The 21,119-nt window shown below is 60.6% G+C and carries 12 protein-coding genes and 1 tRNA gene; 2 read left to right on the forward strand and 11 right to left on the reverse strand.

The annotated features are described in order from the left end of the window. Window positions 1-54: 54 nt before the first annotated feature. The 6 genes from ACN082_RS09190 to ACN082_RS09215 all read right to left on the reverse strand — a co-directional run bounded on the left by ACN082_RS09190 (window position 55) and on the right by ACN082_RS09215 (window position 7,360). On the reverse strand, window positions 55-1,332 hold the full coding sequence (locus tag ACN082_RS09190; protein WP_419100560.1) for a Y-family DNA polymerase: 1,278 nt from the start codon (window positions 1,330-1,332) through the stop codon (window positions 55-57). Next, complete coding sequence (locus ACN082_RS09195) at window positions 1,325-1,753, reverse strand: LexA family protein (RefSeq protein ID WP_419100561.1); 429 nt, start codon at window positions 1,751-1,753, stop codon at window positions 1,325-1,327. The genes ACN082_RS09190 and ACN082_RS09195 overlap by 8 nt, the downstream gene beginning before the upstream one ends. 101 nt (window positions 1,754-1,854) lie before the next feature. Continuing rightward, window positions 1,855-2,457: a hypothetical protein gene (locus ACN082_RS09200; RefSeq protein WP_419100562.1), complete on the reverse strand. Its 603-nt coding sequence runs from the start codon at window positions 2,455-2,457 to the stop codon at window positions 1,855-1,857. Window positions 2,458-2,755: 298 nt separating this feature from the next. Beyond that, window positions 2,756-2,832, reverse strand: a tRNA-Met gene (locus ACN082_RS09205). A 262-nt stretch (window positions 2,833-3,094) separates the two neighbouring features. Then, window positions 3,095-6,136, reverse strand: a complete 3,042-nt coding sequence (locus ACN082_RS09210) for a UPF0182 family protein (RefSeq protein WP_419100563.1) — start codon at window positions 6,134-6,136, stop codon at window positions 3,095-3,097. 138 nt (window positions 6,137-6,274) lie between these two features. After that, a complete protein-coding gene (locus tag ACN082_RS09215) occupies window positions 6,275-7,360 on the reverse strand; it encodes a PDZ domain-containing protein (RefSeq protein WP_419100564.1) in 1,086 nt (361 codons plus the stop codon). Window positions 7,361-7,551: 191 nt separating this feature from the next. Here ACN082_RS09215 and ACN082_RS09220 point away from each other — a divergent pair, with 191 nt between their 5' ends. Then, window positions 7,552-8,958, forward strand: a complete 1,407-nt coding sequence (locus ACN082_RS09220; RefSeq protein WP_419100565.1) for a zinc-dependent metalloprotease — start codon at window positions 7,552-7,554, stop codon at window positions 8,956-8,958. A gap of 101 nt (window positions 8,959-9,059) precedes the next feature. On the opposite strand, the gene ACN082_RS09225 is transcribed toward ACN082_RS09220, so the two are convergent. From ACN082_RS09225 to nudC, 3 genes are all read right to left on the reverse strand, one after another. Then, window positions 9,060-9,641, reverse strand: coding sequence for a M48 family metallopeptidase (locus ACN082_RS09225; protein ID WP_419100566.1), 582 nt, complete (start codon window positions 9,639-9,641; stop codon window positions 9,060-9,062). Beyond that, a complete protein-coding gene (locus tag ACN082_RS09230; protein WP_419100567.1) occupies window positions 9,642-11,468 on the reverse strand; it encodes an ATP-dependent helicase in 1,827 nt (608 codons plus the stop codon). A gap of 62 nt (window positions 11,469-11,530) precedes the next feature. After that, window positions 11,531-12,757 carry an NAD(+) diphosphatase gene (gene nudC / locus ACN082_RS09235; protein ID WP_419100568.1) on the reverse strand — a complete coding sequence of 409 codons (1,227 nt, stop codon included), beginning with the start codon at window positions 12,755-12,757 and terminating at the stop codon, window positions 11,531-11,533. Window positions 12,758-12,795: 38 nt separating this feature from the next. Here nudC and ACN082_RS09240 point away from each other — a divergent pair, with 38 nt between their 5' ends. Continuing rightward, on the forward strand, window positions 12,796-13,779 hold the full coding sequence (locus tag ACN082_RS09240; RefSeq protein ID WP_419100569.1) for a phosphotransferase: 984 nt from the start codon (window positions 12,796-12,798) through the stop codon (window positions 13,777-13,779). 2 nt (window positions 13,780-13,781) lie between these two features. Here the strand turns inward: ACN082_RS09240 and ACN082_RS09245 are convergent, their stop codons facing one another. Beyond that, window positions 13,782-17,447 carry a UvrD-helicase domain-containing protein gene (locus ACN082_RS09245; RefSeq protein WP_419100570.1) on the reverse strand — a complete coding sequence of 1,222 codons (3,666 nt, stop codon included), beginning with the start codon at window positions 17,445-17,447 and terminating at the stop codon, window positions 13,782-13,784. A 14-nt stretch (window positions 17,448-17,461) separates the two neighbouring features. Continuing rightward, entirely contained in the window at window positions 17,462-21,052 is a 3,591-nt protein-coding gene (locus tag ACN082_RS09250; protein ID WP_419100571.1) for a PD-(D/E)XK nuclease family protein, read from the reverse strand. Window positions 21,053-21,119: the final 67 nt, after the last annotated feature.

Genomic DNA, 21,119 nt, shown 5'->3' on the forward strand with positions numbered 1-21,119 from the left:
TTCAAACCGGCCCCGCCCTTTACCTGCGGGGCCGGTTGTGTGCCTACCGCATGTTTAGGTGATTTTGGCAGGGACTAACTCACCCCAGTGAGTTGTCCCGCGCGGTGAGAGCATGTCGCGCTTCATTTCCCAGTCTGCGGGTGCGGAAAATCCAGCTAGGCCCAGACCCACGGCAGCCTGGCCGCACCGCTCTCGTATGCGATTCATTAAGCCGGCGATATCCTGGGCCTCATGCTGATAGGCCAGCCCTTCAAGCGGCAGGTTAAGGCCCGCTGGCACGAGGTCACTGAGTACAATTCCCGCCCGGACATAGGAGGCATACCCTGTATCTACCTGTTCCAACAGGCGGAGGGCGGCGCGGGTAAGAACCAGCGGGTCAGCGGTTTTTCCCGGGAGCTTGACCTGCACTGAGGGGTAGTGAGCCTGACCCACCCTAAAGGGGCTTGTACCGCAGTAGGCCGTGAGTAGGCCTGCTAACTGGCTGTGGCCAACCAGGCGTTCAGCACCCCGCTGAGCGTAAATACTGAGTACCTGGTGCATCTGGTCACGGGTTGTTATGGGGGTGGAAAAGGAACGCGAATAAATCAGTTGCTCTTTGAAGGCTCGTTCCGGCTCAAGCTCGATAGCCTTGACCCCATTCAGTTCCAGGACCGTACGCATGAGCACCACACTAAACCGTTTGCGGATGAGTTCTGGGGGCGACTGTGCAAGATCTGCGATGGAAGCAACCCCCATCTTCTCGAGCCGCACCGTTGTGCGCCTACCCACCCCCCATACTTCGGAGACCGGCAGAGCAGCCAGAAGGGCCTGCCTGCGCGCAGCAGGCAGCAGACCCCAGACGCACACACCGTTGAGGGCAGGCACCTTTTTAGCGGTCTTATTGGCCAGCTTAGCTAGCGTTTTGGAGGGGGCTACCCCAACACACACGGGGACGCCCACCCGGCGGGCTAAATCCGCTTTGATAGCGTGTGCCAGATGGTGCGCCTGGTCTTGGGTCACGGGCGCGGTCAGGAAGGCCTCATCAATGGAGTACTGCTCAAAGTCGGCTGCGTGCTCTTGGAGGACGGACATAACCCGTTGGGAGATATCGCCATAAAGCTCATAGTTTGAGGAGCGTACAGCGACTCCTTGGCTTTCTGCGCGCTCTTGCACCTGATACCAGGGAGTTCCCATAAGATAGCCCAGCGCCTTGGCCTCAGCCGAAAGAGAGATGACACAGCCGTCGTTGTTGGAGAGCACCAGTACCGGCCGGCCCACCAAGGAAGGGTCGAGCAGGCGTTCGCAGGAGACGTAGCAGGTGTTGATATCGATATGAAAGATCAGGTTAGACATGGTGCAGGCAGCGGGTCACAACCCCAAAAATCAGGAAGTCAGATTCTTGCGGGATAGGGATGGGTGGGTAGGCGGGGTTCTCGGGCAGCAGCCAGCCGCGACCTGCCCGGTCGGTGTGGAAACGTTTGATGGTGAACTCGCCATCGATAGCGGCTACGACGATGGAGCCTTCTACCGGTTCGAGGGAGCGATCCACGATAATTTCGTCACCGTCTGCGATCCCCGCATCGACCATAGAGGAGCCGGTGACGCGCAAAATATAGGTGGCCGCGCGGTCCCTAATTAGGATGTCGTTGAGGTCGATGCTGGTGGCCCGGTAGTCCTGGGCGGGTGAGGGAAAGCCGGCTGGCACAGCAACATCGGGGCTGGGAACCAGCAGGGGGCTACTCGCGCAAAGCCGAGCAAGGAGGGTAACTTTCATACCCCTAGAATAGTACATATATTCTATGTTTTATAGAATATATGTACTAATTTAGGGAAGGTGCCCTAGTAAGCTACAGCCCCTCCACTACAGAAAAGTTACTAGATCCAGGCCAATGTATCCCACTTCGTGTATGCCCAGGTAATATCTATCGGCTCGGTAGGAATATCCTGAGGGTTCTGATCCCAGAACACCCCAGCCCTATCCCTAACAATCTTAAAACGGAACTTATTCTCATGGTCGGGCATCTTCAAGGAACATAGGTTCCGCATCTGCTCCTGAGAAAAAATGAAGACGTGAGGATCATCTTCCCCGCCCTCTGCACTCAGAATAAAAAACTCATTGTCTTCCAAGGCAGACGCACCCACAGTGTTCCACGACTCGAACTCCACTTTCACGCTACGCGCATGGTTACGAGATGAGGCAAGGAGAATATTTTTGGTTTCACCGTATCCATTGACGATTTGAAGTCGGTTCTTACCCTGGCTAGCAGAACCCACCAAATGAAATTGAGGGAACCTGGTACCTACCTGCTCGGCCACAAAGTTCAGGGCAATCTGTCTAGTGGATATTTTGGCAGGTTTCTGAGTAGCTATCTCGGGATTGGCACCTGCGCGATGCTCTAGCGCCTGCTCAAGATTTTCAATACGCTTTTCAGCCGCAATAACGCGCTTGAGTAAATCAAAGTAAAGCTCCTGGTCCATAAGTTCCTCCTTGATAACCTGCACTTTTTACGGTTACCACAGCAAAAGATGTGACTTATAGCATTCTTACACAGTTCCAGTAGCATTCGGCAATCAAGTTCTACCGCGGAAGTAACACAAGTTCCATGAAGCCAGAAACCCGACAAGCGCCCGTCTACATGTTTGCCCTGTGCCCAATCAGGTAAGTCCCACAGCAAGACCATTAGGCGATAGCACTCTTACCTGCAGAGCATCATTGGAGCCCGCGATACAGGAGAAAAAGAAAAGCGCCTCACTTTTCGTGAGACGCTTTTCGTCTTGGTTGCGGGGACAGGATTTGAACCTGTGACCTCCGGGTTATGAGCCCGGCGAGCTACCGAACTGCTCCACCCCGCGGCGACTCATATAACTATACGCACCCCTACTCCTCAGCGCAAGTTGAAAAGACTATTTGTGAGTGAGAGTACATTTGTAGTTCCGCAAAAACTTAACTCACCTGCCCCTGGCTCTCTGATCTGCCCAGTCATACTGCTGGGCAACCAGCCCCCAGAAACCTAGCCAGCACAAAAGGCGCGGTGCCCTCCCCCGCAGGGGAGAGCACCGCGCCCTCAGGTGAAGCCAGGCTAGCTAGCCCAAGAAACCGGACAGCTAGAGCAGGCTAGTTACCAGCTGATGCTGAGGGGCTAGCCGAAGGACTAGCGCCAGAAACCTGACCTTCGATACCCTCAGCCTCAATCGCGCGCTGGAGGGCATCATTCAAACGCTTCTGAGCTTCACCGTAGGCAGTCCAGTCACCGGCCTTCATAGCGGCATCCGAATCCTGCATAGCCTTACGGGCATCCTGTAGCGCGCTCTGCAGGGTGCCACTGTCACCACTTGCGGTGCCGCCGGTGGCCTGAGTGGCCTCGGACTCATCGACACCGGCGTCGGCGGCTGTCTGAGCACCTGAGGAGCCACTAAAGAGCTCGTTCAGGGCCTCCTCCAGGGTGGGGGCAAAGCCAACCTGCTCACCAAAGCCCACCAGCACGCGGCGTAGCGACGGATAGGCCGCATCACCGGAGGACTGAACATAGACCGGCTGGACATAGAGAATACCGCCGCCCACGGGCAGGGTCAGCAGGTTACCGTTGATAACGTCCGAAGCGCCCTGGCGGAGCAGGTTCAGCTCGGTCGAAACCGCAGTATCAGAGTTAAAGACGTTCTGCGCCTGGCCGGGGCCAGGAACCACCGATGAACGCGGCAGTTCCAGCAGGGTCAGTTTGCCGTAGCCTGCGGCCTTCTCGCCGTCCTTACCGGTCCCCGCGTCACCGTTAGCAGAGAGGAAGCCGTACATGACGTTACGGGTGTTGCTATCCGACTGCTGAGGGATAAAGGAGGTGGTCAGCGAGAACTTAGCGGAATCCTCGCCGGGCATCTGCAGGGACAGGTAATAGGGCGGGAGCGGCTTACCGCTATTGTTGGTGGGGTCGTTCGGGATTGACCACATATCATCCCGCGCGTACAGGCTTGAGGCATCGGTCACATGGTAGGCGTTGAGCACCTCACGCTGAACCTTGAAGAGGTCCTGCGGGTAGCGCACGTGCCCAATCAGTGATGCGCTCATCTCGCTGTAGGGGCGCACCGTCCCGGGGTAGACCTTCTGCCAGGTCTTCAGAACCGGGTCCTGGTCATCCCACGCATAGAGGGTCACCGAACCGTCGTAGGCATTCACAGTAGCCTTGACGGAGTTACGAATGTAGTTGACCTGCTTGTTGGGCAGAGCCTGCGCGACACCGGTAGCTGTCTCTGAGTCAGCGGTAGCGCTCTCAAGGCTAGCTGCCTGCGAGTAGGGGTACTGATTGCTGGTGGTATAGGCATCCACGACCCACTGGACCTGACCATCGATAATCGCCGGGTAGGGGTTCCCATCCACCGTCAGGTAGGGGGCGACCTTCTTAACCCGGGCTGACGGGTCACGGTCGTAGAGGATCTGGGACTCAGAACGTACCGCATCTGAAAGCAGAATGTCAGAAGACTGGAACTTAATAGCGTAGGACAGACGGTTAAAAGCGTTACCGATATTGGGGCCGCCCTTGCCAGTAAAGGTGTACTTGGCATCATTCCCGCTGGCGTCGTCGGTGGTCTGTGGGCGGTCCAGTTCCAGGGGCTCGTCCTCAGCGCTACCTCCCACAATAGAGTACTCCGGGGAGCTCTGACCAAAGTAAATGCGCGGCTCATAGTCCTCGCTAATAGCACCGGTCGCGCGGATACCGGACTGAATAAACTTGGGCTTACCGTCAGCCTCAACCTGGTTGCCGTAGGCGGCAATCACACCGTAGCCGTGCGTGTAGACAACGTGCTGGTTCACCCAGGATGAGTTGGCGTTCTGCGCTGGGTTCAGCTCACGGGCCGCAATCACGGTATCGGTTTCTACCCCGTTAATGGAGTAGCGGTCCACCGAAAGATTCTTGCCGAACTGGTAGTAGGGGCGGAACTGCTGAAGCTGGGCGAAGGCACCCGAGACCACGTTGGGGTCAAGCAGGCGAATGTTAGAAATCGTTTCGCTCTCCCCCCGCAGGGCACCTGCGGCAGTGGAGGTCGTAGCATCGTAGTTCTTGACCTCGATAGCGTCAAGGCCATAGGCGGCGCGAGTGGCATCAATATTGCGCTGAATGTAAGGGGCCTCAGTCGCCTGCTCGTTGGGCACAACCTGGAAACGCTGAATAACCCAAGGGTAAATACTGCCTGCCACCAGAGAGGTCACAACCAGCACCACGGTGCCAATAAGGGGCAGGCGGAAATTGCCCTTAAGAATTGCCACGGCAAAGAGCGCAGCCACCAGAAGTGAGGCAACAGCCAAAATGGCGTTAACCGGGATGATTGCGTTCACGTCGGTGTACATGGCACCGGCCCACGAACCGCTCTGATCCTGGGTAGCGTTATAGCGGGCCAGCCACAGGCTCGCCGCCCGCACCAGAATGAAGACGGCACCCAGCAGAGCCAGATGACGGCGGAAGAAGACTGTGGTGGTGATGCCCTTTTCACCCACGATGATTCCACCGTAGAAGTAATGCACCACCAGGCCAGCCATGGCCGAGAACAGGATAAAGGTGCTCAACAGACCGGTCCCAAAATTAAGGAAAGGCAGAGTAAAAAGGAAGAACCCCAGATCAAGACCAAACTCGGGGTCGGTCTGGCCGAAGCTCTCACCGTTCATAAACAGGAGCACAGACTCCCACTGGCTGGTAGCACCCGCGCCCACAAAGGCACCCAGCACCAGGGGAACCACCAGGAGCATGAGCTTACGCATCTTATCGATGCTCTTACGGTAGCGCTCCATGTTCTGGTTGAACACTTCCTGGATATCTGCATAAGGATCAGGAACAGGGTCACCGTTAGCGTCAATGCGCGGAGCCGATGCCCGCCGGGGGGCGGGGGTCTGCGGTACACCGTGTTTGTAGGCGTAGCGCATACTAGCCCAGATAGCCAGACCGGCAAGTAAGGTTGAGCCTAGGAAGACAGCACCCTTAGTCAGGTTCTGGGTAATGAACACCTGCAGGTAGCCCAACTGGTCATACCAGAGGACGTCGGTGTAAATCTGGGTGGCCCCAACAAAAGCAATGACGAGAACCGCCACGATTGCAACGGTCATGCCCAGGGGCTTGTTCTTACCTTGGGGCCTGCGTGATGGAGAACGGGGAGGGGTGTTTCCGGTACTCACGGATGTCCTTTAGTTGTCTTGTGTGTCTGCCGCGCGAACGGCTCGGTCCCACAGCGCCACAATCAATACGGGGACGCTGTGTAATAAGAAACTATTTTGCCAAAGAACAGGGTGACTTACGAGAGCTGGCTTACCTTTTCAGCTCTCAGCACCGACTTTAGGGGCAGTGCAGGTCGGGAAGTTAGCGGGGTCTTGGCCCTGACCAATACGCGTCACCGCCTCGACCGCTTCATCCAGGGTCTCCACCTTAACCACCGACAGGCGGCTGGGGACCTTGCCCACCACCTCATCGCAGTTACTGGCGGGGGCCAGGAAGACGGTGGCACCGGCATCGGCGGCACCCTTCATCTTCTGCTCAATGCCGCCGATAGGGCCTACCGTGCCGTCAGATTCAATGGTGCCGGTGCCAGCAAAGTGCTCGCCACCGGTCATATCGCCCTCGGTCAACTCGTCAATAATACCTAGCGCGAACATCATGCCCGCCGAGGGCCCGCCCACTTCTTCTAGTCCGTACTTGACGGTCAGCGGGAAATTAAAAGTGCGGGAAAGATAGAGGCCAAGAACATAGCGACCGCTCTTATCGTTATATACGGGGGTGACCGTTACCTGCTGGGTCTGAGCATCACGCTTCAGGGTCACGGTGACAGGTTGGCCGCCGGAGGCATTAACCCGGTCAGTCAAGTCGGAATATTTGGTGAGGGGTTCATCGTTGATGTCCGTGATGATATCGCCCTCCTGAACCAGGCCTTCACTCGGGCCACCCTCCACCGCGCCAGAAACATTCAGTGTCTCGGTGTAGTCGATACCCAGCTGAGTCAGAGCCGCTGCCTGAGCAACCTCCTGGGAGTTGGTCATATCGGCGCTATTGCGAGCGCTAACCTCTTCACTGGTGACGGTGGGGTCATAGACCAGGTCGCTGGGGAGCACCGTGGTTGATTCCTCCAGCCAGGTCGACAAGGCACCCAGGGAACCGAGGGTTGAGTTGGGTCCACCGGCTACTTGCACGGTGGTCATGTCCAGGTAGCCGGTTACAGGGTAGGTCTCTGCGCCCTCAATCTCAATCAGCGGCTTCTTATTGAATTCGCCGATGGTGTTGAAGGTAGGCCCCGGGGACTCCGTGACAAAGTTCACGGGGATAACTAAAGATAGTAGGGAGAGGCCCGTAAGGCCTGTTGCGCTCACCGTGTATAGATTTATGTGGGGCTTGCGCGCAAGGCGGCCCATCTGTTCCCTCGATAAAAAACCCATAGGAACAAGATTACAAGTAAAAAATTCGCTCCGTCCCTCAACCCAGCAAACTCCCACTTGGCTGTGGGCTAAAAGCCACTTTTTGCGGCAGGTAGACCAGTAGGCTAGAGGGAAAGCGGGGCGGCGCTCCTGTTGCCCCACCGCGTGTTCTGGAAATGAGGCAAGCAGTGTCGAATCACCCCTTTGATTCTTCAGGTCATGACCCCCTAGAAGAGTTCCTGAAAAAACTCCGTGAGCAGGGTTTTGACCCCAATGCCATGAACGGTGCCCAGGCTTTTGATGCCGATGCCCTGCGCAAGATGGGTCTTCCCCTTGACCCCGCCATGTTCTCGGGTATTTTTGCCCAGGTGAATTCTATGATGAACGCTCAGAGCAGTGATGAGCCGGTCAACTGGGATCTTGCCCAGCAGAACGCCCGCCAGGTACTGGCCCTGGGCAAGGACCCTTCGATAACTTCTAGCCAGACCGGTGCGGTACGAGATGCCGCAGCTCTGGCTGACTTGTGGCTTGACCCTGTCACCATTTTTGAGCGTCCGGCCTTTAGCGTCGAAGCCTGGTCTAAGGCTGAATGGGTGGAGAACTCGTTTGCTACTTGGAAAGAAATTGCTGGCCCGGTAGCTACTGAGGTCACTTCGGCTATGAACGCTTCGATCCAGCAGCAGCTGCCCGAAGAACTTTCCGGCATGCTCGGTGGCGGCAATATTTTTGCGGGCCTGGGCGGCATGATGTTCGGTATGCAAATGGGGCAGGCTATCGGCAAGCTTGCTGAAGAGATTGTCTCGTCCACCGACATCGGGATCCCCCTGGCTCAAGGGCGTTCTGCGCTGCTCCCCGGCGGTGTTGCCGCTTTTAGTGAGGGCCTTGAAATCCCGGCCCAGGAGGTTATCCTCTACCTGGCAGTGCGTGAGGCCACTCTGATTCGCCTGCACAAGGCTAACCCCTGGTTACGCGAGGACATCATCGGCCTGATTCAGCGCTTCTCACGCGGTATTCGCGTTGATATTGAGCGTATGCAGGCATCAGCCCAAGAGATTGATTTTGATCCAGCTAACCCCGAGGCCATGATGGAGGTCTTTGCCGGGGACATGTTCGCTCCCCAGCACACCGAGGACCAGCAGCTGGCCCTGGACCGTTTGGAAACCCTGCTTGCTCTCATTGAGGGCTGGGTATCTCTCATTACCGAGCAGGCCACCAAGAATCTGCCGATGGCGCCCCAGCTTTCTGAGTCTATGGCCCGCCGTCGTGCAACCGGTGGCCCAGCCGAACACGCTTTCGCCCAGCTCGTCGGCCTGGAGTTGCGCCCCCGCAAGATGCGCGAAGCCCTGGCTTTCTGGCGGCATTACGAAGAGCAGCATGGCTTTGAAGCCCGTGATCAGCTCTGGCAGGGCCCTGAGACTCTGCCCACCAGTGAAGACCTCGATGATCCCGAAGGCTTTGCCTCCCGCCGTGCTCTGCTGACAGCTAGCCAAGATGAGTTCGATGCGGCTCTCGAAAAGCTCCTGGCCGGTGGCTACGACCAGCCCGATGAAGAACCCGGTGAAGGCTCAGAAGGTGGTGGCTCCCCCAAGGCTTAGGCCCTCAACCTTGGGGTTTATTTGATCCGAGGTAGGTAAGGCAGGCTCATAGCGAATTTGCTGGCCGGGGCTGGCCTACCTTATGAATAATCCTCCTTGATTTATTCCCCTGATGGGGGTGGGGTGCCAGGCACGCGCTGGCCGAAGGTCACTCCTTCCAGAAAGGCACGCGCCTTCTCCTGTTCCGGGTAGAGGGCTTCTAGTTCCCTAAATTGCGGGCTGTGGTTGGGTTCTAGAAAGTGGCAAAGCTCGTGAAAAATCACGGAATCAAGCACGTAGCCAGGAGCACCTTGCAAGGTGTGGAAGATGCGGATAGTGCGCTCAGCCGGTGTTGCTGACCCCCAGCGGTGCTGCTGGTTGGTGACCCAGCGGATAGATGAGGCAGACGGTGCCTGCGGGAGGTAGGCCCGGCGAAGTTTCTCAGCTCTTTGAGCCAAAAGCTCATCGGAAATAGCTCTGCTGTGGCTCTGTTTCTTTCGAGCCGCGCGGCGCTGTATTTTGGGGAGCAGGTTCTCTATGTAAATCTCAAGGTCCTCTGGTGTGCTGGATGCAGGAACCATCAGGCGAATCCGCCCGCCCTCAAGTGGCTGAGCCTGGACGGTGCGCCTGCGGCGGGTGGAGCGCACCACCTCAATCTCCGGGCGGTGCGCGGTGGCCGGCAGTACCTCTCGGATGCTAGCCATTTAAACTCCCTGAGGGGCGATGTCGTCCAAGAATCGTGAGCGCTTACGCCCAGCCCTACCGCCGGGGGTACGCGAGCGCGACCAGGTGAGGGTTAGGTGGGAGCGGGCGCGGGTGATGCCCACATAGAGTAGGCGGCGTTCTTCGTCCACTTCGTCACTGCTCTGGGCAAAGGAGATAGGCATGAGCCCCTCATTGAGGCCACAGAGGAAAACAGCCTCCCATTCCAAGCCCTTGGCTGAGTGCAGAGAGGCCAGGGTGACACCGTTGAGGGAGGGCGCGTCGCGGTGCTGGGAGCGTTGAATGAGGACAGCTACTAGCTCGTAGAGGGTGAGCTCCGGGGGCAGTTCGCTTGCACCGTTGGCTTGGGCCTGTTCACGCGCCAAGGTGCGCTCAGCAACCAGCCGGTCGGCCAGGGAAACCAGTGTTTCCAAGGACTCCCAGCGGGCGCGTTCCTGGCCTGAGCGCTGGGGCGCTTTGGGTGACCAGCCTAAGTTTTTGAGGTTATCGCGTACCAGCTGGGGTATAGAGTCGGTCTCTTCTGCGCCCTTGGCGGCACCCTGAAGCATGCTGATAGCGGCGCGCACCTCAGCCCGGTCAAAGAACTGTTCAGCACCGCGCAACTGGTAGTTGATGCCAAGGTCGTTAAGGGCCTGTTCCAGGGCGGCTGACTGGGAGTTGGTGCGGTAGAGCACAGCAATGTCAGCGGCGGGAATACCGTCCTTTTCTATCAGGTCTTTAATGTCTTCGGCTATACCGATCGCTTCTTGCTCATCGTCAGCATACTCGAACCACTGGGGCGCCGGCCCTTCCGCACGCTGGGAAATAAGTTGAAGGGGGGGCGCCCAGGAGTAGCGGGTGGAGTCAGGGCGCTGTTTGCGGGCGGCCAGCAGGCGGTTGGCTAGGCCGACCACCTGCGGGCTGGAACGGTAGTCGCGCACCAGTTTGACCACGGTGGCCTGCTCAAAACGGCTGCGGAATTCCAGCAGGTGGCGGCTGGTTGCACCAGCAAAGGAGTAGATGGTCTGGGAGGCATCGCCCACCACGCACAGGTCGTCGCGGGCACCCAGCCAGGCATCCAGAAGCCGCTGTTGGAGGGGCGAGACGTCCTGGTATTCATCAACCACAAAGTGCCGGTACTGCTGGTGAATCTGGGCGGCGATTTCGGGGTTCTCTTCGATAATTGCCACGGTCAGCAGAAGGATATCTTCAAAGTCGATGACGTTGCGTTCGTCTTTGAGTTCCTCGTAGGTGCGCAGCAGGCGGACCATGTCGATAGGGCTGATATCGGCGGGTAGTTCCCGGTGGGCCAGATGGGGCATGAGGGTCTCTGCGGTCAGCATGGAGACTTTGGCCCACTCAATTTCACTGGCAAGGTCGCGGACGATAGCGCGGTCAGTTGCCAGGCCCAGCCTGCGGGCCGACTCAATAATGTACTGGGCCTTGTTTTTGATGATTTCGGGCAGGCTCCCCCCAATGGCCTGGGGCCAGAAGTAACGGAGCTGGCTTAGGGCGGCAGAGTGGAAGGTACGGGCCACCACTCCGGTAGCACCGAGCTGGCGCAGGCGCACCTTCATCTCTTCGGCGGCCCGGTTAGTAAAGGTTAGGGCCAGTACCGCGCGTGGGTTGTAGCGACCAATAGCGATGCCGTAGGCAATGCGGTGGGTAATAGCCCGGGTCTTACCAGTGCCAGCACCGGCCATAACGCACATGGGGCCAGACAACTCGGTCGCCACCCGGCGCTGTTCGGGGTCAAGGCCCTCCAGAATACTGTCAGCGGCGGGGGCGGTCAGGCTAATGGGGTGTGCCCGTAGTTTGTCCTGGTTCATGGTGCTACTCCCCTTGCCCTCGCTGTGTATCATTGGGCCCCGAGCAGGGCCGGTTATCTAGTCTACCGCTCTCCTTTAACCGGGAGCGGAGCGCCCAGCCAGTATTCTATGAGGTGGCGGGAGATTGAACCGGTACCCGGGAGCTGAACCTCGCCCGAGCTATAGGCCCGGACCAGCTCCTGGCGGGTAAACCAGCGGATTCTTTCGATTTCCAGGCCGTCGGGTTTGACTGCCTGCGGGTTAGAAATCTCAGCCATAAAACCGCACATGAGCGAGCGCGGAAAAGGCCAGGGCTGTGACCCCAGGTAGCGCATGGCGCTTACCTGACCGCCGCACTCTTCGTAGACTTCCCGCAGGACCGCGCTTTCGAGGGCTTCCCCGCCCTCCACAAACCCAGCGAAGGTTGAGTAGCGCCCCGGCCCCCAGGCGCGGGCCTGGCCCAGCAGAATTTTCTCTGCTCCCTCCCAGCGAGCGGTCACTGCGCTAATCACCGCCGGATCGGTTCGGGGGAAAATCTCGCGGCCCGATTCACTGACCCGCACCCAGCCGGCCCGGGTAGCGAATGTTGCCTGCCCGGTAGCCGGGTCAAAACCTGCCGAAGCGTGCCAGGCGGTCAAGGCGGCAGCCGAAGCTAGCACCCGACCCCAGGCATAGGCCAGGCTCGACCCGCCGTAACCGTAAGCCGCATAGTCACGGATGCCCACCCAGCGACCACCGGCACGGGCCGCAAGCACCTGGGCGATGCCCGCTTCTTGGTTCTCAAAGCCCTGGGCCACTATCGGGCCAAGGCACAAGAAATCTTCAAACCGATCAGTCAGCGCAAGAACGGGGGCCTGCCCTAGCTGGGGTTGACCCGGCCCCTGTGATGCGCTCGTGTTCTGCGCGCGGGAGCATAGACTGCCGGCGTAGAGCAGACTAACCTGCCGGTGCCTATCCACCGCCGTGTAATCCAGCAGGGCAGCAGTATTCAGCTCAAAAATCTCTGCTAGATTCAGGGGCACCGGGCGTTCACCCTCCCCCACCAAAACGCGACCAGAATCCACGGCAACCAGGTAGGGCCGTTGCGCCCAGGGGTAAAGCTCCCGCCAGCAGGTAGGTAAAGCCGGGTCAAGCTCACCGGCCAGTGCCCGCCCCAAACCTGCGAAAAAGCCCTCGACCTCCCGCGCCCCTGCACAGGCAGGCACCCCATCAGCCACCAGCGGTAGCGGCCCCAAAGGCCTCAGCACACCGGGAGCAAGGCCCCTACCCGCCCCATCGGCTAAGAGATTGGTCAAATTCTCAGCGTTCATCTCCAATTCATCCCGTCTTCTCTTGTACCCTTGGAAGTGTGACTTCAACTCCCCTTCAACTTGCCGCCATCGTATCAGCAGGCGTACCCGGGCTCTACCCCGTAGCCGCACTGCCCTCAGCCGACGATGCCCTCGACTTCGACTCAGCTATCATCATCGACTCAGCCGACAAACGCTGGCGCGTGCGTGCACCCAAACACCCCGAAGCCAGCGTGCGCCTTGAAGCCGAACACGTTATCCTCCAGTCTTTCTCGCCCGGTATCCGCGCCCGTCTGCCCTTTTTGGTACCCACCATCGTAGGAACCGTACCGCTCGATGGCCGCCAAGCCTTCATCTACACCCATATCCCGGGTAAGCACTGCGACATCGACGAGCTAGCCGATATCTCCTACTCCACCCGCGAGGGCAAAACCAACATCGCCGATGAGATCGCCCACTACATCGCCACCATTCACGTCTTCCCCACCACCATCGTTGAAGAAGCCGACCTGCCGGTCTACACCGGCGAACAGATCCGGGAACGCCGCCTAGCCGAGCTTGACCGCGCCGTAGCTACCGGCAAAGTCCCCTCAGGTCTGCTCACCCGCTGGGAACAGCAACTCAATAACTCCGCCATGTGGCAATTCCGCCCCCGCGTGATTCACGGCGATCTCAACGAAGACAACCTAGTACTCGACCAGAAAAAGGTCGTCGAAATTACCGGCTGGTCCGAGGTCTGTGTAGGCGACCCTGCCCAAGACTTTGCCTGGCTCTACGCCTGCGAAGACCCCCTCTTTAGGGAGCGGATCTTTGAAACCTACCGCAAAGAAATGCCCCAGGAGCCCGACCGCAACCTAGAAGCCCGCGCCAGCCTCTACGCAGAGTTCGGCCTGGCTCAGTGGCTTATTCGGGGCACCGAGCTTGAAGACCGCGTCATGATCTCTGAGGCGGTCTCCATGCTCAATCACCTTGAAGCCGAACTGCTTGCTGTCAAGGCGCTTGCCCCGGCCCTGGACGAGGAAAAACCCCAGCCCCTGGACTAGCTCTAGCCTTCCCGCCCCAGCTTCTCGGCCCGGGCTAGGGCCTTCTCCAGCTCTTGCAGACTACTAAAACGGGTAATTTCTTTAGTTTGGCCCGTTGAGGCATAGAAGAAGTAGGCCCGGACCTGCTCCGGTACAATCCCCTGCAGGCGAGCAAAACCCAGCCGGTAAAGCGAAAGCTGAACCGACCGCTTTTTAAGTTCCTTCTCCGTACGCGGGGGCCGACCGGTCTTCCAGTCCACCAGTTCCCAGACAGTCTGCCCCTGCTCATCAACGGTGGTAAAGACCGCGTCAATACGGCCACGCACCGTCACAGCACCCAGTGGAGTTTCTAGGGGATACTCCAGCGCCCAAGGGGTTCGGTCCGCCCACTCACTGCCCAAGAAGTTCTCTTGAAGCTGGGGCAGGTTCAGCTCTTGGTCAGCGACATCATCGTCAAAATCTTCATCCACATCCAGCATGCCGGTCTGCCCAAAATGCTCCTCTACCCAGCTATGGAAGAGGGTACCCTGGCGGGCGGCAATACCCGGCCTCTGCGGCATGGGCCTGCGAATCTGGGCCAGCACCTGCTCGGGTGAAGCCACCAGGTTCACCAGCAGGGAGGCAGAAAGATGCCCCGGTAGTTCAAAGTCACTCTCGGCAGGTGGTGCAGCAAGCAGAGCCAGCAGAAGCTCGGTTTCCTCCTGCCAGTCCTCGAGGGTTTTAAGGGTCTGCGCTCTCTGCTCCGCACTTAGCTCAGCAAGGGCCTGCTCGGGACTGGGCCCCTCCTGCGGGTCAAGACCGCCACGCACCACGTTCCGGGCCGCCCGCTCCACCACCTGCCGGGGGGTTAGCCCCGTAGCAGACCCGACTGCTACCGGCTCCACCTGCAGGGGAGCATCGGTGGCGGATTCAAGTTCTTCTAGGCTCTGCCAGGTGCGCACCTGCGGCCCGTCAAAGGGGTCAAAAGGCCAGGCGGCGGTGGTGATGCTAGCCGACTGCGGGTTGGCAACACCCACCTGGTCCTCATCCACCCTGGCGATTACCTCCGCCAGCGGGGTGGGGGCCTGGATAAGTTCTTCCACAAACTCCGAGAATGCACGGGGCTTAGTTGCGGTACCCTTCCAGGCCGAACTGGTCAGGGTAAGCAGGGAACGCGCACGGGTAAAACCCACATAGGCTAAACGGCGCTCTTCACCGATGCGGTGCTCCACAGCCTGCTCCGAGAGCAGGGCGGTAAACTCGCCCAGGTCGCGCAGGTTTTCAAAGTCCTCGCGCCAACCGGGCAGATAGTTTGCGTCCCCGCGCAGGGGCCAGGGCAGGGTACTACTCTTCTTAGTCCACCGCTCATCCTTAGCATCGGGGAACTCTCCGACCGCCAAACCGGGCACATAGACATGATCCCATTCCAGGCCCTTAGAAGCGTGGACGGTCAGAAGCTGGACGGCATCGTGCCGGGGAGCCTCAGCGGCCATATCCAGCCCGGACTCTTCCTGAGCAGCGGCATCCAACCAAGCCAAAAAACCGCTGATGCCTGAGGCTGACGAAGCGCTAGAACTCAGCGAGAAGCGCACGGTGTTTTCGCCCTCCTCCGCCTCCAGACCCTTAGCTGCGGCCAGAAGCAGGGCGTTCACGCGGGGGGCGCTGGCCTCATAGGAGGCCGCGACCTCCTGGAAAGCGTCCAGGTGGCGGCGGGCAAGGGCCGAACGGGTGCCGGGGCGGGCGGCCAACTCAATATCAAGCAGTAGGGTGCGCTCAATTTCAGTCAGCAGGGTGCCCAGGTCATCGGCAGTGAACTGGCGCAGGTGCTCTAACTCCTGGGCAAGCAGGTGCAGGCGGTGCAGGCCCTCATCGGTGATACTCCGCCCGGTGCGCGGTGATACCCACCCCGGCTCGGGCAGATTCTCCAGGGCCTCAACCAGGGAGGAGCCATCGGTGACATCGGGGGCCGCCGCCTGCAGGAGCCTGCGGTAGGCCTCTTCCGGTGCTAGTTCTTCCTCCTTCCCCTGGGTAGCAGGGCTTGGGGCCCTATCCAGGCCGTCCAGGATTTCCTGTTCAGCCCGCACCTGGGCATACTCAGCGGCCATACCGTAGCGGATTTCCAGCTCACGCTGGCGTTTGAGAACCCCCGACCACTCAGCAAAAGCCAGCAGGTCAGAAACACCCAGTCGCCAGCGGGCACCGGCCAGTAGGCGCATGAGCGCATCCGACCGTCCCGGGTCACTGAGCACGCGCAGGACGGCTACCGTATCGACGATCTCGGGGGTATCGAGCAGACCACCCAGGCCCACCACCTGGTAGGGAAGGCCCAGCTCGTCCAGGGCCTCACGGATAGGCTCCATCATGGCCCGCTTCTTGCAGAGCACCGCCATGGTGGGCATCTGGCTCAGCGGTTCATGGGCACAGCGAGCACGTTCTGAGGCGATCTGCTGAGCCAGGGCACGAGCCTCGTGCTGGTCGGTCAGATAGTTGCCCACCAGCACACGGCCAGCGTCGGCCTGCTCACGGGGCTTTAGAGCGGGCACCTCGATGCGGTGGGCCGAACGTACCCACTCCGGCTGAGAACTCAGCGGGGCGGCGCTGTAGTTGGCCACATCCAAAATCGCCCGGTCGTTACGCCAGGCCACGGTCAGGTAGCTGGCGCTGCAGTCCTGGGCAGGGAAATAATCGTAGAAGCTAAAGAGCTGACCGTCCGATGCCCCACGGAAACCATAAATAGACTGTTTGGGGTCGCCCACCGCCATGACCGGGTGGGCCTCACGCCCCTTAGAAGCACTAAAAAGGTCAGAGAACAACTGCATCTGAGCGTGGGAGGTGTCCTGGAACTCATCAAGCAGAACCACCCGGTAGCGCTCGCGCTCAGTCTCAGCGGCCAGGGGAACCTCGCGGGCAATCCTGGCGGCGTAGGCAATGAGATCACCGTAGTCCATGACCTGCATACCTGCCTTGATGGCAGAGTAGCGTTTGACCAGGTCTGCGTAGAATATTCGCTGGTCAAGGTTCTGGACGATTTCTCTCTGCTCACCGGTAGCCCCTTTGACTGTGGGCTTGCCCAGGGGCGCAATGGAGGCCCGGGTCTTCAGGCACCACTCAATGACTTGGTCGGGGCTGACCAGGTGCTCGGCGCACTCGCCCGAAAGCTCAATGACAGCCTTCACCATAGTGGATTTAGCCACCTCTTTTTCGGGGAGCTTACCGTCATAGTGCTCCACAATTTGAGCCACTAGCTGCCAGGTCTGCGCCCCGCCGAGCATCTGGGCATCGTCCTCAATGCCCAGGCGCAAACCGTACTGGGAAACCAGCGTATTGGCGTAGGAGTGGTAGGTGGAAATGGTGGGGTCGGAGGTCATGTTCTCGCCCCGCTCCCCCGGCACCTGGCGAACCAGCCCCTGTCTGCGCAGTTCTTCAAGGCGGGAGCGCATACGCTCGCGTAGCTCACCGGCGGCCTTGCGGGTAAAGGTCACGCCCAGCACCTGGTCAGCCCGCACCAGGCCGTTGGCTACCAACCAGACCACGCGGTCTACCATGGTGGCCGTTTTGCCGGACCCGGCACCGGCCACCACTAGGCGGGGCACCAGCGGGGAAGAAATGATAGCGGATTGTTCAGGTGTGGGTTCTGGCCGCCCCAGGGCTTGGGCTATCTGCTCAGGGGTCAGGAAGGGCTGGGCAGCGGTGGGGTCGTAGCTGGTCATGATTCTCCTGAAACTTACTGGGCAGGGCGGTGGGTAATGGTGCGTCCCCGTGAACACAGCGGGCAGATATCGGGCAGGGCACAGCCGATGCCGAAGGGGCCACCGGCGGTATGGCGAGCTTGGAGCTCCCGACCCGCAATCAGGACGGCGGCCCGGTTGATGAGCTCTACGGCCCAGGTGCTCTCTGCGGTGAGAGGTGCCTGCTCCTGTTCGCTGTAGCTGGCGGTTGAGCCACCTAGCTGTAGCAGCAGGGCACCGCCGGAGAGCTCCTGTAGGCCGGTTAGCACCGGTACCTGGCGGCCCCCAACCTCCTGAGTGGGAAGATCCAAGCTAGCGGACTGGGCTTGTTCCCGGTCGGGGGCAAGGGCCTGGCGCATGAGGGCACCGGCACCGGCTTCGAGGGCGACCTGGTAGGCCGCCAGTTGAGGGTGGCGTTCCAGCTCGGCCCGGGTGGGCTTCTGCTTGCCGGTCTTTATATCAAGAATCAGGAAACGCCCCAGCTGGTCCACCTCAATACGGTCCACGCGGCCCGAGAGCAGGGCGTCCCGGGCAGGTCCGGGCACCAGCACGCTGAAGGAGCCTTCTACACCCACCAGGGAACGGCCCTTGGTGTTGAGTTCACGCACATAGTCGGCAAAGCGCTGAATCATTTTCTCTGCCCGCTCCACCAGTTTCTGACTCTCCCAGGTGTCGGGCAGGCCCAGCTGGGGTAGGCGGCGGTGCAGTTCATCGCGCAAATCGGTGCCGTTGGCATCGGGCATCTCTTCGCAGATGGCATGAATCAGGGTACCCAGGGAGCGGGAGGTGTCGGTGGCCGCTTCAGCGCGGGAGGCGGCCACAAACCAGTCCAGGGGCGACCGGTGAATCTTCTCAATCTGTGAAGGCGACACCGGGACCGGCCCTGAACCATCAAAAGCCGGGCTGGTCGAGGACAGCGGGAGCATGCCCCACCAGGAGGCCGGTGAAGCACCGGGTAGGGTGAAGCCAGCGGTCTGGTCGGGGTCAGCCAGCCGGTGCAGGAGCCGGGCGGCGGCCTCAGCCTTGGCCGGTGAAAGATGCTGGGCCTCAGCCCACTGGCGGAGCTCAGCAATCAGCGAGCGCAGGGTCATGGGCCTGCGAACCTCGGTGAGTTCCCGTTCACCGCCGGGGGCCGGGGTGAAGATATCGAGCAGTTCGCTGGGTGCCTGGTCCGGGGACGAGACGGCGGTGCACACCACCCGGTCGCTGGCGCGGGAGATGGCGGTGGAGAACATGCGGATTTCGTCATAGCGGGTGGCGCGCAGGCGTTCGGTCAGGAGCTGGCCTCGGCTGACGCCCTGCGCTGGCTGGGGGCCGCCGCTCTGCTGGTTACCTGCCAGGGAGCCGATGGCCGCGTCGACCAGGTCAAGACTGCCCAGTAGTGAGCCGCGCACGGTGGTGTTGGGCCAGGTGCCGTCTTGGAGCCCAGCTACATAGACGGTGTCCCACTGGCGGCCAGCGGCCAGGGCGGGTGTCATGATTTCCAGTGCGTCCCGGTAGCTGGTGCGCTCGGCCAGGGTATCCATGGGCAGGTCTTGGGCATCGATGTAGGCCAGGAACTGTTCGGCGGTAGCGCCGGGCATCTGGTCGGTGTAGCGTTCGGCGGCTTCGAAGAGGCCGATCATGGCGTCGATGTCGCGGCTGGCTCGGTCGGCGCCACTGCCCCCGGTGGTGGACTGCTCTTGCCACAGGGGCCCCAGCCCCGATGCCTCCCAGAGTGCCCACAGCACGGTCTCGGCGGTAGCACCGGCCTGGTCAAGAGCGCGGTCACCAGCGGTCAGCACGGCGGCCAGTCTGCGGGCGGCCGGCCCGGCCCCTGTGCTAGGGAGCAGGTGCGGATTGACCAGGGCTTCTACCAGTAGGGCGTCGCTATCGCGGTTGCCACCGGCTCGCAGTTCATCGGCACGAAGCCGCTGGCGGAGCCTACGGATTTCCATGGTGGATGCCCCGCCCAGGCGGGAGGTCAGCAGGGCAACAGCAGTGTCAGCCCCCAGGCCCCAGCGGGCAAGAGCATCTGCGGTCCCGGCTCCGGTGGGTTGCGCACCAGCCGGTAGGCCCTCAGCCTGCGGTCTCTCGGTGTCAGAGTTTTCTGTGCTGGGAGTTTCCATGCTATCTGGGCTCTGCGGTTCGGTGCCCCCGCTCTTTTCCGCTTCGGCTTCTCGCAGGGAGCGGGTATGCAAAATCAGGCTCAGCGCGTCCAGGAAGGGGCGTACCGCCGGTTCGTCACGCACGGGAGTCAGCGAAGCGGCGGTCGCCACGGGAATACCAAGATTACTCAAAGCTCGTTTGAGGCGGGTGACGTCGGAGCCCTTACGCACAATAATGGCGCTCCGTTTGAAGGCTCTGCCCCTGAACAGGTGGTCTTCCAGAATCATTTGGGCAATCAGCTGGTTTTCCTGCTGCGGGTTCTCCACCACCAGGCCCATGACCGATGGACGGCTATCGCCCGCCTTTTCGGGGTTGAGCAGGGAGCCGTCATCGCCAAGGGGTAGCAGGGCCTGCTCACTGGGTGCTTGCGGTGCCGGGTCAAGCTGGCGGGTGTGGGCGGCATGAGCCAGCAGGGGAAGGCGCTGAGCCACGGCCTGCCAGCGCTGGGCAAGCTCGGGGGCCATGCGCCAGCTGGTGCTTAGGTGACAGGTTTCAAGCCGACCGGCAAAGACCCCTGGCAGGGTGCTGGCTAAGTGGGGGCTGGCCCCACGGAAGCCCTGCACCACGGTGTCCGTGCAAGAGGTGAGGGTGACGGCTGGCCGGTGGGAAAAGGCGGCGGTTATGTCGTCTGCCTGTTGGCGGGCTAGCTCAGCCGTGGCACCGGCGCTCTCTGCCAGGAAACCGGCGGCATCGTGCCCCACCAGCACCGTGAGCAGGCGGTAAATTGAGGGGGTCAGCTCCTGGATATCGTCGATGAGCACCAGGTCAAACCTCGCCCGCTCAGCGGTCAGCAGGGCCGGGTTGGCGACCAGGGCTTTGACTGCCTCGTGGATCAGCCCGGCAGGGTCGTAGGCGTGGGGTGCGCGCAGGGCACGGACCTGGCGGTATTCGGTGTAGAGAGCGGCAAGCGCCACCCATTCGGGCCGGTTCAGGCTCTCCCCGAGTTCCCGCACCCGCTCAGCGGTGAGGTCGTATTCGGCCATGCGGTCAAAGAAGTCACGGATCTCGTGGCGGAAGCCCCGAGTATCCAGAGCCTCACGCAGGTCATGGGGCCAGGTGAGGGCGCTCCCCTGCCCCTGGCGGTGCCCCTCCAGAAGTTCTTTGAGCAGGACATCTTGTTCCGGCCCGCTCAGGAGCTTGGGAGAAAACTCAACCCCGGGCAGGTAGCCCTGGATGTGGGCGCGGCGGAGTAGGTCAAAAGCGTAGGCCTGCCAGGCGCGTACCGGAGCGCTGGAAACGGTGGCGGTGATACGGGCGGAAAGAGCCTCACGGAAGCGGGTTGCGCTCACACGGGTTGGGGTGAGAACGAGCAGGCGGGCGGGGTCAGCCCCCGACTCAATATGTTCAACAGCCTGGGCGAGCAAGCTATGGGTTTTGCCGGTGCCCGGGGCACCCAAAATCAGGGTCGCGGAGCCTGACGGGGGGAGGTTCTCACTCATAGGGGTCTTTCTGGGGCCGGGCGGGTTCTTGCTCTGTGAATATTCTTCTTCCATACCATCATAGGTG

Origin of the sequence: Rothia sp. CCM 9417, from assembly GCF_048513575.1 — a bacterium.
In the GTDB taxonomy this organism is placed as follows: domain Bacteria; phylum Actinomycetota; class Actinomycetes; order Actinomycetales; family Micrococcaceae; genus Rothia.